Genomic DNA, 13578 nt, shown 5'->3' with positions numbered 1-13578 from the left:
TTTCTAAAACCATTAATAATGATAAGAAAAATAGTTTCAGTTCTACTTTTGATAAATGTAGGACAAGTCTTTGCACAAGAAAACCTTATTAATGCATTGGCTAATAATAAAGGAAAGGATATACAAAAGTATTACCAAATTACTCCTATTTTAGCTTTAGATGCTACGGAAGTGAAAAATCAAGGTTGGAGTGGTACTTGTTGGAGCTATGCAGGTTCTTCATTTTTAGAATCAGAGTCCCTAAAAAAGAAGAAACAGCCTATTGATTTAGCGGAAATCTATACGGCACGTAAGATTTATTTGGATAAAGCAATTAATTATGTGCGTATGCATGGAGCCGTAAATTGGGGAGATGGAGGAGAACCTCATGATGTAATCAATAGTTATCACAAGTATGGAGCAGTTCCACAATCTGCCTATTCAGGGCTTATTAATGGAGCTACTTACAATAACTTTGATAAGATGCAAAAAGACTTAGAACCTTATTTGAAAGAGTTAGTTAAGATGAAACAACTTCCTGATAATTGGAAGGAAGTCTTTGAAAAGAAGATGGATTCCTATTTAGGAGCTGTCCCTAAAACATTTATGTATAATGGAAAGATGTATACACCACAAACCTTTGCTAAAGAGGTTGTGGGATTGGAAGATGAAAAATACATTGAGATGATTTCAGTTGAAGATAAGCCAAAATATCAGAATACAATTATGGCTGTACCTGATAACTGGAGTTTTGATTATGCATTCAATGTTAATATGGAGGACTTTATTACTACTATTGATTATGCTTTAAGCAAAGGATACACAGTAGGGTGGGAAGCCGATGTATCAGAAAAATTCTTCAGTTGGCAGAATGGACTTGCTATTATTCCTGAAAAGGATTTTGAAAGCTTAACTCCTGCAGAACAAGAAAATTATTATCATACTTATTGGAAAGAAAAAGTGATAACTCCTCAGTTACGTCAAAAAGCCTTTGATAATTATGAAACTCTTGATGATCATTCTATGCACATTGTAGGTCTTGCTAAAGATCAGACAGGAAAGGAGTACTACATTGTGAAAAACTCTTGGGGTACAGAAAATGATAACAAAGGTTATCTTTATGCAAGTAAGGATTATGTTCGTTATAAAACAATAGCAATCCTAGTGAACCAAAAAGCAACTCCAAAATTCTTACTTAAGAAATTTAAAAAGGCTTCTTATATAAGTCTATAATTTTTTAAGTATATTCTTTTAAAGAGGTTATCTAAGGTTTCCAATGATAACCTCTTTTTGGATTTTATAACCTAAGTATAATATAAAAAATCCTACCTTTAAAGAAGATAAAAGGTAGGATTTTACACACAAAAGTTACTCGGTATTATCGTAGGCGGTCTGCTGATTTTACCAATTCTTCGTCCCTGTGAATGGCTCGATTTGCCAAAAATAGAAATACGATAGAAATGAATGGAACTATGAGCTGAACACCTTTCTCAGAAAGTAAATTTTCTCCAGATGAATGTAGCTCCTTCCACGAAAATACACTTAGTAAAATAAGGTTACACAAAATGTTGATTCTGTTTAAAACAAATTGTCTTTTTCTATTCTTATAAGAGAAAATACTGATTAAAGCAAGTAATAAGGTACTTATTAATAGAGAGGATATGCCCCAATCATCTATATTGAAAAACACAAAAGTACCTCCTAAAATACTAACAATCAGTAGATAAACCGTTTGAATGCGTTGTATCATTACATTGAGTTATAAAGTGCAAATATAAGAAAAAAAAATCTTTCTAAAGAAGTTTTTTCTCAAAAATTTGTGTATCTTTGCACTCGCGAAACAAATCTTTTAAGAGAGTGTGTTTTAGCATTGAATCTGCCTGATTAATGCTCCCCTCCAGTATTTATGTTTTTTCATAAAGAGAAGCAATCTATCTTCTCTTAGTAATATTATATTGACTTTCTCAAGATTGAATAACTGAATTATTAACTTACTACATTGACAATGTTTGAAATTTCCGATTTAAAGGAGAAAAAGCTCCTTGATTTGCAAGAAATTGCACAGTCTTTAGGAATGAAAAAGTTCAAAACACTTAAAAAAGAAGAACTTATCTATCGTATTATTGATTTTCAAGCAGAAAATCCTTCTCTTACAACTCAGAAGAAATCATCATCTGATAAAGATAATGCGGAGCAGTCTCTACCTTCATTAGTGAAAAATGCTAAAAAGCAAAAAGAAAAAGTAAGAGTCCAACAAAAAGAAACTTTGACTAAGAGAGAAAAGGCTCCTATGAATATAGAAAATGCCTCTAAGAGTCTACAAGATAAAGGAAAAAGATCAGAAATAATAGAGAATAGTCCCTCTAATTCTAAAGAGTCTATTTCTCAGCCTAAAAAGCAGATAGAGGCTAAAGAAAAAAATGAAAAAGCAAATAATAAAGAAAAGAAATTAGATAATAATTTTCAAAAACAAGACAAAAAGAAGGGAGAAATCTCTAAAAAGGAGATATCTTTACCAATAAAATATCAACCACAGGAAAGTTTAACTTCTAAGAATATAAATAAACAAATAGAACCTAATTCTTCAAATAATCAACAAAACACTCAATCTAATCAAAATCAATCATTAACAAATAATTCCCTAAATAATTCCCCAAAAAATACTAATAATCTTGAGAACTTTGATAAAGAAAAGAAGAATAGATACCGTTCTCCTGATTTTGAATTTGATGGTATAGTGGAATGTGAGGGAGTATTTGAGCTAATTTCAGATGGTTACGGTTTCTTGCGATCTTCTGATTTTAATTATTTAGCTTCTCCAGATGATATTTATGTTTCGCCCTCCCAAATCCGTCTTTTTGGACTTCATACAGGGGATACTGTATTAGGTTCTGTTCGCCCTCCTAAAGAAGGAGAGAAATATTATCCTCTGATAAAGGTATTAAAGATAAATGGTTGTGATCCTCAATCGGTAAGAGATAGAGTTTCTTTTGATAACTTAACTCCTATATTCCCAAATGAAAAATTCTGTTTGTCAGGAAGAAGAAGTTCTGTTTCTACTCGTATTATTGACCTTTTTGCACCTATAGGAAAGGGGCAACGAGGAATGATTGTAGCTCAACCTAAAACAGGTAAAACTACTTTACTTAAGGATATTGCCAATGCTATCTCGGATAACCACCCAGAGGTTTATCTAATGGTATTACTCATAGATGAACGTCCAGAGGAAGTTACTGATATGCAAAGAAGTGTAAGGGGAGAAATTATCTCTTCTACTTTTGATAAAGAGGCTACAGAACATGTAAAGATAGCGAATATTGTATTAGAAAAGGCAAAACGTTTGGTAGAATGTGGACATGATGTAGTCATTCTCTTAGATTCTATTACCCGATTAGCACGTGCTTATAATACAGTACAGCCTTCTTCTGGAAAGGTGCTAACCGGAGGTCTTGATGCTAATGCACTACATCGTCCTAAACGATTTTTTGGTGCAGCAAGAAATATTGAAAAAGGAGGTTCCCTTTCTATTATTGCTACTGCCCTTACTGATACTGGTTCAAAAATGGATGATGTTATTTTTGAAGAATTTAAGGGTACAGGAAATATGGAATTGCAGTTGGATAGACGCATAGCTAATAAGAGGATATTCCCAGCCATTGACCTAATAGATTCTTCCACTCGCCGTGATGATCTGTTACAGGATGAACAAACTCTTCAGCGTATGTGGATTGTCCGTAAATACCTTTCTGAGATGAATGTGGTGGAGGCAATGGAGTTTATTCAAGATCGTATTAAAAGAACTCTTAATAATAATGAGTTCTTGATGACAATGAATGAATAAATTAGAAAAAAGATTTTTCGTATATTTATACTCCTAAACAACAGCAATGAAAATACACTTTATTACAGAGGGGGAACCTTTCTTGCAATCCCTTATAGCAGCGCTCTCTCCGTTGCATGAGGTTTCTACAAACTCTTCATTGGTAGAACTTACTCCAAATATAGAAGCAGTAGTAGTAGAAGAAGGAATACCAACCACACATCCACAATGGCAAAAAGCTAAGGAACTTCAACTGCCTATCTATTCTTATGGAGCTTTTCTCTATGAACTTCATAAGATGAAAACCAGAGTAGTTATCTCTGGTACTCAAGGAAGAAGAACTATAGCGGACATGGTATTGTATACTATGGATTACTTTTCAAGAAAGATAGATTATTTCTTAGAATCATCCAGAGAAGGTGCTTCCAGTTGTAGGTATTCTTTGGAAGCGGAATTTGTACTTATTGAGGGCAATGATACTCTTACACAGATAGAACAAGTACCTATATTTCAGCTTTATCGTCCTACCTTGGCACTGATAAGTCATATAGATAAAGAAAAGGAAAAACAGTATGCTGACTTTGTAAATACCCTTACCAAAGGGGGAATCCTTCTGTACAATGAGGAAGATATCGCCCTATCAGTACTTGCTAAAAATACAGAAAACCAATTGCGCCTAATGCCTTATGGAACAGCGCCACACCAACAAAGTGGAGGAATGATTTATCTCCTTACGCCTGAGGGAGAGATGCCTCTTATGGTCTCAGGAGATGCGGTGATGAATTACCTATCCGGAGCTAAGTGGTTATGTCAAAATCTCGGTATAGATGAGCAGGACTTCTATGAGGCGATGGAAACATTTAAATGAAAAATGAAAAATAGAAAGTGAGGACTAAGCTCACAGAGCAGAGTATGTGAGGTGGTTCACTCTCATTTGTCCTTGTAAAGAACATAAAATAAAAAAGAGGCTGCCTGAAAAAGGGTAAGCCTCTTTATTGTAGAAAATTATATCAGTTATTTTATACCGAAACATTAAAGTCCCTTAATGCATCATTTAAAGATGTTTTTAGGTCAGTGGAAGCTTTTCTTTTCCCAATAATAAGAGTGCAAGGTACTTGATACTCTCCAGCAGGAAATTTTTTAGTATAGCTACCAGGTATAACCACAGAACGTTCAGGAATATACCCTTTGAGTTCTATAGGTTTTTCACCTGTTACGTCAATGATTTTGGTAGAGGAAGTAAGCACGACATTAGCTCCTAAGACAGCTCCTTTTTCTATACGGATACCCTCTACTATAATACATCGAGAACCAATAAAAGCACCATCTTCTATAATAACAGGAGCTGCCTGTAGAGGTTCCAGAACACCACCAATACCTACCCCTCCGCTAACATGTACATTTTTACCAATTTGAGCACAACTTCCCACAGTAGCCCATGTATCTATCATTGTACCGCTATCTACATAAGCACCAATATTTACATAAGAAGGCATAAGTACTACTCCAGGAGCAAGATACGCACCACGGCGTGCAGTAGCTGGAGGAACTACACGTACTCCCTTATCTGAATAATTATGTTTTAAAGGAATTTTATCATAGTATTCAAAGATACCTACCTCCTTTGTTGCCATCTTACGGAAGGGAAAGTAAAGAACAACTGCTTTTTTTATCCATTCATGTACCTGCCAACCATTATCAGTAGGAGTAGCTACACGAAGTTCTCCTCTATCAAGGATATCTATTACAGTATCAATAGCCGTCATAGTTGCTTCATCAGAAAGAAGTCTATGGTTTTCCCACGCATTTTCTACTTTCTCTTGTAAATCTTTTATATTCATAAAATTAAACTTTTGAAGTAATCTCCTGCAAAGATACTAAAAATAATCATTAATATTTTAATGATTAATGATTAATTGGTTGTTAATATTTACTTTAATGTGTTAAATAGATTAATAATTGTATAATTCTAGTGGGAAAAGATATTTTTACAATAAATACAATTAGTTGTATATCAAGTGCTTATAAGGATTTCCTCCTAACATTTTCATATCAGCATAAACAAATCCCATACGCAAGTATAATTTCTCTGCCAAAGGATTTCCCATAGAAACTAATAATCCTATAGTTTCCCCCTTGAGAAGTTCTTTTAGATGGAGTAATAATGAGGAGCCAATACCTTTCCCTTGTGCTATGGGAGAAACACTTAGTGTATCTATATAATATTCTCCTGCTTGGGTTTCTTTCTCCAGAGAAATGGTAAGACCATATTGTTGCTTTACAAAATCAAAAACAGATTGGGATAAAGATTCAATATAAGCGCCATTGTAATAGACCAAAGAGCCTAAGATATGGCTGTTTTTTTCATATACTAATGTATTCTTATAGGAATATTGATTATTTTCTTTAATAAAGAGATTTTCTAAAAAATGAATAGCCTCTTGTTTGTTTTCCTGTCCGATAAGTTTAAAAGCAACTTCAGGCATTGCTTGAAACATTAAGGGGGCTACATAAGGAGCATCATGAAGGGTTGCTGTTCGTATCATTGAAATTGGTAAGTAATAGTTCCTATTTGTTTAATTTTACTATCTTTGTTAAAACGAGCTTTACGTGCATAATAGATAGCATTATCAATAAGGCATCCATTGGAAGTGGTGGAAGCTGCTTTGTTATAAGCTGCTTCTGTTACGTAGCCTTGACTATCTACAGTAATATTAATGACTACTTTACCAGATTGTTCACAGGTATAAATAGGATTAGGCAGTTCTGAAATAGCATTTCTTCCTATCAAAGAATAGGAAATTAAAGTTCGTTTATTGGCTTTTTTCTCATCCTTAGGTTGTTGTTTATATTTTTCTAATTCTTTAAATGACATACCATCTTTCACTTTATAGGGGTCTGTTTTAGGAGTTTCTATACCTTCGCCTTCGTCAGGGTCAGTAGTTCCTTCTTCATTGCTATTTTCTTCTTGAGATTGTTGTTCAGCGAGAAGTTCATCCAATGTTTTTAAGTCCTCTACATGTTTTATACTAGCGTCGGCTTGGTTATAAGCATGAGTGGTTATAGGAGCGTTATCTTGATTCTGTTCTGTTTGAGTTTCATTCAAGAGTTTGTCCTGTTCTTCTAAAAGTTTAGTAATTTCTTCAGTAGGAGGTACTTCAAGCCAAATTTCTTCAGGTTTGTTATTGACTCTAATAATGATAAAGGAGACTACAATACAAAGCATTATAAAAAGAGTAATTACAAAAGCACCTTCTTGGCGTGACATGCCTATAGATTGGAATTCTCGTTTAAATAGTTGTATTAATTTCATTTTCAGTATTAATAAATAGTTGTACGAAAGTGTCTGGGGAAAGAGCATTCTCTACAGAATGCACTCCTATATGTGTACGTCTCAATGAGGAAAGGTAAGCTCCGCTACCGAGAGCTTTTCCTATATCATGAGCTAAAGAGCGAATATATGTTCCTTTACTACAATGTACCTCAAAAGAAAGTTCTTTTTCTGTGTATGGAACTAGATTTAATGAATGTATAGTAATATTTCTTGGGGATATTTCAGTAATCTCTCCTTTCCTTGCCAATTCATATAAGCGTTTCCCATCTTTCTTAATCGCAGAAAATAGAGGAGGAGCTTGGGTTAGTTCACCTATAAATTGCAGTCGGATTTCTTCTATCAATTCAGGAGTAATGTGAGTGGTAGGAAATGTAGCATTAATTTTGGTTTCCAAATCATAAGAAGGGGTAGTTGCTCCAAGAGTGATAGTTCCTGTGTAAGTTTTTGGAGCATCTTGAATAAAAGGAATCTGTTTGGTATGCTTCCCAGTGCAAAGAATGAGCAATCCTGTTGCTAAAGGATCTAGGGTACCAGCATGACCTATCTTAAACTTTTTCAAGTGATATCTTTTCATAATTGCCCATTTGAGCTTATTGACTGCTTGAAAAGAACTCCAGTGCAAAGGTTTGTCTATTAATATTGTAGTTCCTTGAATGATAGATTCCATAGGGTGTTAACTTCTCATATTATAAAAGTTGGGGCAAAAATACATCTATTTTTTTAATTCTCTATTATAGTTTATTAAAAATATTTGAAGGTAATAAAAAAGAAGTACCTTTGTCATTAATTAAATAAGGACTCACTATGAAACAAAAAAGTTCTCTTTTAAATATTGAAAATGGTGATCTTTTTCTTTTGAGAGAAATCACTATTTCTAAAAGTACAACCTTCTCAGAACTTCGTAAATTATTTCCTACTCATAGGATATGGGAGGTAGAAACAGGATTTAATTGGATATATTTTGATGATATTCTCTTTGAGTATAAAAAATTTTATCTTTACATCTGTTTTGAAGGAGAGATGATAAGAATGATAGGTTTTTCTATGCAAGATAATATTACTTCTACATGGGAAAACTGGAGTGAGGAAAATGAATTACAAAAGGAAAAATATTATAAACAATGGCTCACTTTTCATATAGGGGAAAGGAGAAAGTTCTCATGGGGAATGATTGATGCTTATTTTGATAGAAAAGCAGGAGATACATCAATCTGGATTAATTATAATTAAGCTATTATTTCTTAACAATACTTTGGAAATGTCCTCTTAGATGTAGATTTGACCATTTAAGTTATAAGATTTGAGAAAGGATAATTACATTTTGAATCTGTTAGCAATAAAATGGGAAGATAATATGTAACTTTTGAATAGTATAACTTTTATCCAATTTTGAAAGAGAAATGTTTGATGAAATATTTAAAAATTGTATCTTTGTGCTATTTAAAATCAGAGGGTAAAGATTTTTTATAAAATGGATATAGCACAGTATGTACTTAACTTTGTTAATCAAACTCATCGTTCAATTTTCTTAACGGGTAAGGCGGGTACAGGAAAGACTACCTTATTGCAGCATATTGTTACTACTACCTATAAAAATGTGATAGTAGCAGCACCTACGGGAATTGCAGCTCTTAATGCGAAAGGAGTTACTCTGCATTCACTTTTTCAACTTCCGTTGGCCACTTTTATTCCTTTTTCTATTGAGAATTATCCTCTATCTGAGAATATAAATGTAGTTATTCCTAAAACTCTTATAAAGCAACAAAAAATGAATGCCTATAAGAGAAAAATGCTTAAGAAATTGGAACTTCTTATTATTGATGAAGTAAGTATGCTTCGTGCAGATACTTTGGATATGATTAATGTTGTACTGAAGTCTGTGCGAAAATCTCCCCGTCCTTTCGGGGGAGTACAAGTGATTTTTATTGGAGATTTATTACAACTTCCTCCAGTGGTAAAACCTCAAGAATGGCAAATTTTGCAACATTACTATAAGGGAATTGCTTTCTTTCATTCAAAGGTTATTGAAGAGAATCCCCCTCTGTATTTAGAATTGGAAAAAGTATATAGGCAAACAGATGAACATTTTGTAAGTATATTGAATCGCTTACGTAATAATGAAATAACTCTGCAAGACAAACAAATATTGCAGACTTACCTAAAACCTTTATTTATCCCCCCTAAAAAAGAAGGATATATTATACTTACAACTCATAACTATAAAGCTGATCAGTTTAATAGTGAAGCATTTGAGGAAATTAATAAAAAAGAATTCCATTATTATGCAGAGGTGAAAGGTGAATTCCCTGATTATCTTTATCCTTTAGATATGCAATTGACTCTTAAAGTAGGAGCACAAGTTATGTTTGTAAAGAATGATTTGGATATTCCTAGACGTTATTACAATGGAAAAATAGGAGAGGTAGTATTTCTATCACAGGAAGAAATTCATGTAAAATTAGCAGACGAGGATACCATTATTGAAGTAGGTAAGTATATATGGGAGCATATTCGTTACAAGAACAAGACAAATTCAGAAGAGATTACTCAAGAAGTATTAGGAACTTTTACTCAATATCCTCTGAGATTAGCATGGGCGATTACAATACATAAGAGTCAAGGACTTACTTTTGATAAAGCTGTAATTGATTTAGAAGATATTTTTGCATCAGGGCAGGCTTATGTTGCTCTTTCCCGCCTACGGACTCTTGATGGGCTTGTATTATTATCTTCTTTTAAGGATAAAGAGCTTCATGTCTCTCCAGATATTATTGATTATGCCTCTCAGAAAGTATTACCAGAGTCATTGGAAGGATTACTTTCCTCAAATAGAAAGGATTTTTTAGAGGAAGAAATAGTACAGACATTCTCTTGGCTTGACTTGGCTGTTCAATGGAAAGTACATGTTAATTCTTATAAGATAGAAAATACTCAAAGTATTAAAAGTCAATTTTATAGTTGGGCTATAGAACAGAGTAAAGCTTGTGATACCATTGTATTGAATTCAGAGAAATTTGTAAACCAACTCAAAGGTATTCTTACAACACCCCATTATGATATTCATTTTCTTTTAGAAAGATTTCACAAAGCATTTGATTATTTCTTTCCACTCTTGGAGAGAATAGCTTTTGATACATTCTATACTCATTTTCAGATAAATGGAAAAAAGCAAGGAAAAACTTTTGTAGAAGAACTTACACTTTTAGAGGAAATGATTATAGAGGCTATTGTTAGGTTACTTAAAACTAAAATTATTCTTGAATCCTTATTAGATAATCATCAGAATATAGAAGATAGAAAGGAAAATTTTGAAAAAGCAAAATCCTATAAAGAATATCTTCTAAGTCGTGTATTTGAAAAATGGAAAGAGGACTCTCTAAGTGGAAAAATTTCTATAGGAGGACTTAATATAACCAAAGAAAAGAAGAAAGAAAAAATTTCTACTTATGAACAGACTTTTCTTCTATGGCAGCAAAAAATGTCTCCTCTTGAGATAGCTAATAAGAGAAAACTTAGTCAGAAGACTGTTTATGGGCATTTAGTGAAATTTGTAGAAGAGGGAAAAATTGCAGTTACAGAATTACTCCCTATTGATAAATTAAGTCAGTTGGAGGAAATATTTCCAATAATATCAAGAGAGGAAACACTTACCTCTTTGAAAGAACAAGTGGGGGATAGTTATTCTTGGGAGGAATTGAGGCTATTTAGAGCTTATCTGATAAATAAAAATAAAGAAAAGGAGTGAACCTGCTTTATATTTCACTCCTTTTCTACTACTATTACTCATTATTTACGGAAATATTTTTTATATTACTCACCAAAAAAGTAAGTTTTTCTTCATTATCAGTATAATCAACAGAGATAGTGTCCCCCTGTCGTACTTCTGATAATACTATTTTTTCAGCAATTTCATCTTCTACATAGTGTTGGATAGTACGCTTGAGCGGGCGTGCTCCAAATTGTTTATCATATCCTTTCTCAGCAATAAAATCTTTAGCCTTATCAGTAATACGCAGAGAATAGCCCAACCCTTTCATGCGTTCTAATAATTTCTGAAGTTCTACCTCTACAATATCCTTTATATTTTTCTTGTTAAGAGTATTGAACATAATTACATCATCTATACGATTGAGAAACTCAGGAGCAAATACTTTTTTAAGTGCATTTTCCACAACAGAACGTTCATACTCATCAGCCTGGGAAATTTTGGCAGTGGTAGAAAATCCCACACCCTGTCCAAACTCTTTCACTTGTCTAGCTCCAAGATTGGAGGTCATAATAATGATAGTATTACGGAAATCTACCTTTCTACCAAGGCTATCAGTAAGGAAGCCATCATCCAATACTTGTAATAACATATTGAAAACATCAGGGTGAGCTTTTTCTATTTCATCTAAAAGAATAACAGCATAAGGTTTACGTCGCACTCGTTCAGTGAGTTGGCCTCCTTCTTCATGTCCTACGTATCCAGGAGGTGCCCCGATAAGGCGAGAAGTAGTGAATTTTTCCATATATTCGCTCATATCCAAGCGGATAAGAGATTCTTCTGAATCAAATAATTCACGAGCTAATATCTTAGCTAACTGAGTTTTTCCTACTCCTGTTTGTCCTATGAAAATAAAGGAACCTATAGGACGGTTAGGATCTTTAAGTCCTGTACGATTACGTTTGATAGCTTTTACAATCTTAGAGATAGCTTCTTCTTGTCCAATTACTTTTTCAGTAATAAGTTTTTCTAGCGAAGAGAGTTTCTTCATTTCAGACTGTTCCATACGGGTAATAGGAACCCCACTCATCATAGAGACTACTTGAGCTATATCTTCAAAGCCTACTTCACTTCGATTCTGCAAGGATTCTTTCTCCCAAAGTTCTTTTTCCTGTTCTAATTGTTTATTAAGATTGCGCTCTGTATCTCGGTAACGAGCTGCCTCTTCATAGCGAGCTCCACTGACAGCCTCGTTCTTAAGTTGTTGCATTTTTGCAATCTCTTCCTCTAAGTTTTCTATTTTTTTAGAGACTTTTATTTGAGAGATATATACACGAGCTCCTGCCTCATCCATTGCATCTAGGGCTTTATCGGGTAAAAAGCGATCTGTAATGTATCGAGAAGTAAGTTTCACACAAGCCTCAATAGCCTCAGGAGTATATTTTACGTGGTGATGGTCTTCATATTTTCCTTTTACATTGTTGAGGATTTCTATGGTTTCCTCATAATTTGTAGGCTCGATAATTACCTTTTGGAAACGGCGTTCTAGAGCTCCATCTTTCTCTATAGACTCTCGGTATTCATTCAAGGTAGTAGCTCCAATGCACTGTATTTCTCCACGTGCTAAAGCAGGCTTGAACATATTGGAAGCATCTAAACTACCTGAAGCACTGCCTGCACCTACAAGGGTATGTATCTCATCAATGAATAAAATAACGTCTTTATTTTGTTCTAATTCATTCATGATGGCTTTCATACGTTCTTCAAACTGACCACGATATTTAGTTCCTGCAACTAAAGAACCTAAATCAAGGGTCACTACTCGCTTATTGAACAAAGCACGGGATACTTTCCTCTCTATAATACGCATAGCAAGTCCCTCAGCCACTGCACTTTTTCCTACTCCAGGCTCACCGATTAATAAAGGATTATTTTTCTTTCTACGACTTAGGATTTGGGAGACTCGCTCAATTTCCTTAAAACGACCTACTACAGGATCTAATTTTCCTTGTTGCGCCATATAAGTTAAATCTTTCCCAAAATTATCCAGTACGGGGGTATTTGTTTTCCGAGCAGGTACATTCTTTTGAGTAGTAGAAGCTGACAAAAAGTCAGGTTTTGCATCATCATCGTCATCATCATAGGTATAAGAATCGGAAAAAGCCTTTTCATCTTGTTTCTTCTCATTATTGATGATCTCGAATTGTTGCCTCACATTATCATAATTAATCCTTTCTTGATTTAGGAGTTTGGTAGTTGGATCATTATCATTTCTTAATATGCATAATAATAGATGCGCTGTATTGATTTGGCTATTACGAAAACTCTTCTGTTCCAAAACAGTAGCCTTTAAGGCTCTATCTGCTTGTTGCGTAAGGGGAATACTTTGTTCTATTGAGGCAGAAGGAGCCGTTGAAAAAGGATTTATAGAATTGGCTAGTTTTTCAGTTTTACGTTGTAAAGCAGCAAAATCCGCATGTAAGGCTGTAAGCACTTCAATGGCGCGTCCTTCATTTTCTTTAAGGATACCCAATAACAAATGCTCAGTCCCTACTACATTGTGTCCCATACGGTTAGCTTCAACTTTTCCCGTATTAACTACATTTTTTACTCTGGGTGAAAAATTTTCATTCATAAGTATTGTTGTCCTTTCTTTTTTATATGCTAAATTATAACTTTTATTATATGGCAAAAATAGTGCCATTGAATTTTGTCTGACATTTACAATTTAGCATGAGA

11 protein-coding genes are annotated in these 13578 nt (G+C 33.8%); 5 read left to right on the top strand and 6 right to left on the bottom strand.

The window, feature by feature from the left end; all coding sequences use genetic code 11:
* The first annotated feature begins 18 nt into the window (after nucleotides 1-18).
* Entirely contained in the window at nucleotides 19-1212 is a 1194-nt protein-coding gene (locus HMPREF9071_RS07500) for an aminopeptidase C (protein ID WP_009746009.1), read from the top strand.
* A 145-nt stretch (nucleotides 1213-1357) separates the two neighbouring features.
* On the opposite strand, the gene HMPREF9071_RS07495 is transcribed toward HMPREF9071_RS07500, so the two are convergent.
* Nucleotides 1358-1729 carry a DUF4293 domain-containing protein gene (locus HMPREF9071_RS07495; protein WP_009746008.1) on the bottom strand — a complete coding sequence of 124 codons (372 nt, stop codon included), beginning with the start codon at nucleotides 1727-1729 and terminating at the stop codon, nucleotides 1358-1360.
* A gap of 255 nt (nucleotides 1730-1984) precedes the next feature.
* Between HMPREF9071_RS07495 and rho the strand changes: the two genes are divergently transcribed.
* Nucleotides 1985-3820, top strand: a complete 1836-nt coding sequence (gene rho, locus HMPREF9071_RS07490) for a transcription termination factor Rho (protein ID WP_009746007.1) — start codon at nucleotides 1985-1987, stop codon at nucleotides 3818-3820.
* A 46-nt stretch (nucleotides 3821-3866) separates the two neighbouring features.
* On the top strand, nucleotides 3867-4667 hold the full coding sequence (locus HMPREF9071_RS07485) for a hypothetical protein (RefSeq protein ID WP_009746006.1): 801 nt from the start codon (nucleotides 3867-3869) through the stop codon (nucleotides 4665-4667).
* A 151-nt stretch (nucleotides 4668-4818) separates the two neighbouring features.
* Here the strand turns inward: HMPREF9071_RS07485 and HMPREF9071_RS07480 are convergent, their stop codons facing one another.
* The 4 genes from HMPREF9071_RS07480 to truB all read right to left on the bottom strand — a co-directional run bounded on the left by HMPREF9071_RS07480 (nucleotide 4819) and on the right by truB (nucleotide 7800).
* Complete coding sequence (locus HMPREF9071_RS07480) at nucleotides 4819-5640, bottom strand: 2,3,4,5-tetrahydropyridine-2,6-dicarboxylate N-succinyltransferase (protein WP_009746004.1); 822 nt, start codon at nucleotides 5638-5640, stop codon at nucleotides 4819-4821.
* Between the two features lie 162 nt (nucleotides 5641-5802).
* Nucleotides 5803-6345, bottom strand: coding sequence for a GNAT family N-acetyltransferase (locus HMPREF9071_RS07475; RefSeq protein WP_009746003.1), 543 nt, complete (start codon nucleotides 6343-6345; stop codon nucleotides 5803-5805).
* Nucleotides 6342-7112 carry a hypothetical protein gene (locus tag HMPREF9071_RS07470; RefSeq protein WP_009746002.1) on the bottom strand — a complete coding sequence of 257 codons (771 nt, stop codon included), beginning with the start codon at nucleotides 7110-7112 and terminating at the stop codon, nucleotides 6342-6344. Before HMPREF9071_RS07470 ends, HMPREF9071_RS07475 begins: the two co-directional genes overlap by 4 nt.
* On the bottom strand, nucleotides 7090-7800 hold the full coding sequence (gene truB / locus HMPREF9071_RS07465; protein ID WP_009746001.1) for a tRNA pseudouridine(55) synthase TruB: 711 nt from the start codon (nucleotides 7798-7800) through the stop codon (nucleotides 7090-7092). Before truB ends, HMPREF9071_RS07470 begins: the two co-directional genes overlap by 23 nt.
* A 137-nt stretch (nucleotides 7801-7937) precedes the next feature.
* Between truB and HMPREF9071_RS07460 the strand changes: the two genes are divergently transcribed.
* The gene (locus HMPREF9071_RS07460; protein WP_009746000.1) at nucleotides 7938-8363 is read left to right on the top strand and encodes a hypothetical protein; all 426 of its coding nucleotides are present in this window, start codon (nucleotides 7938-7940) and stop codon (nucleotides 8361-8363) included.
* A 241-nt stretch (nucleotides 8364-8604) separates the two neighbouring features.
* Nucleotides 8605-10878 carry a helix-turn-helix domain-containing protein gene (locus tag HMPREF9071_RS07455; protein WP_009745999.1) on the top strand — a complete coding sequence of 758 codons (2274 nt, stop codon included), beginning with the start codon at nucleotides 8605-8607 and terminating at the stop codon, nucleotides 10876-10878.
* A gap of 34 nt (nucleotides 10879-10912) precedes the next feature.
* On the opposite strand, the gene HMPREF9071_RS07450 is transcribed toward HMPREF9071_RS07455, so the two are convergent.
* On the bottom strand, nucleotides 10913-13474 hold the full coding sequence (locus HMPREF9071_RS07450; protein ID WP_040358074.1) for an ATP-dependent Clp protease ATP-binding subunit: 2562 nt from the start codon (nucleotides 13472-13474) through the stop codon (nucleotides 10913-10915).
* Nucleotides 13475-13578: the final 104 nt, after the last annotated feature.

Origin of the sequence: Capnocytophaga sp. oral taxon 338 str. F0234, from assembly GCF_000192225.1 — a bacterium.
In the GTDB taxonomy this organism is placed as follows: domain Bacteria; phylum Bacteroidota; class Bacteroidia; order Flavobacteriales; family Flavobacteriaceae; genus Capnocytophaga.
This window is presented reverse-complemented; position numbering and strand designations above follow the sequence as displayed.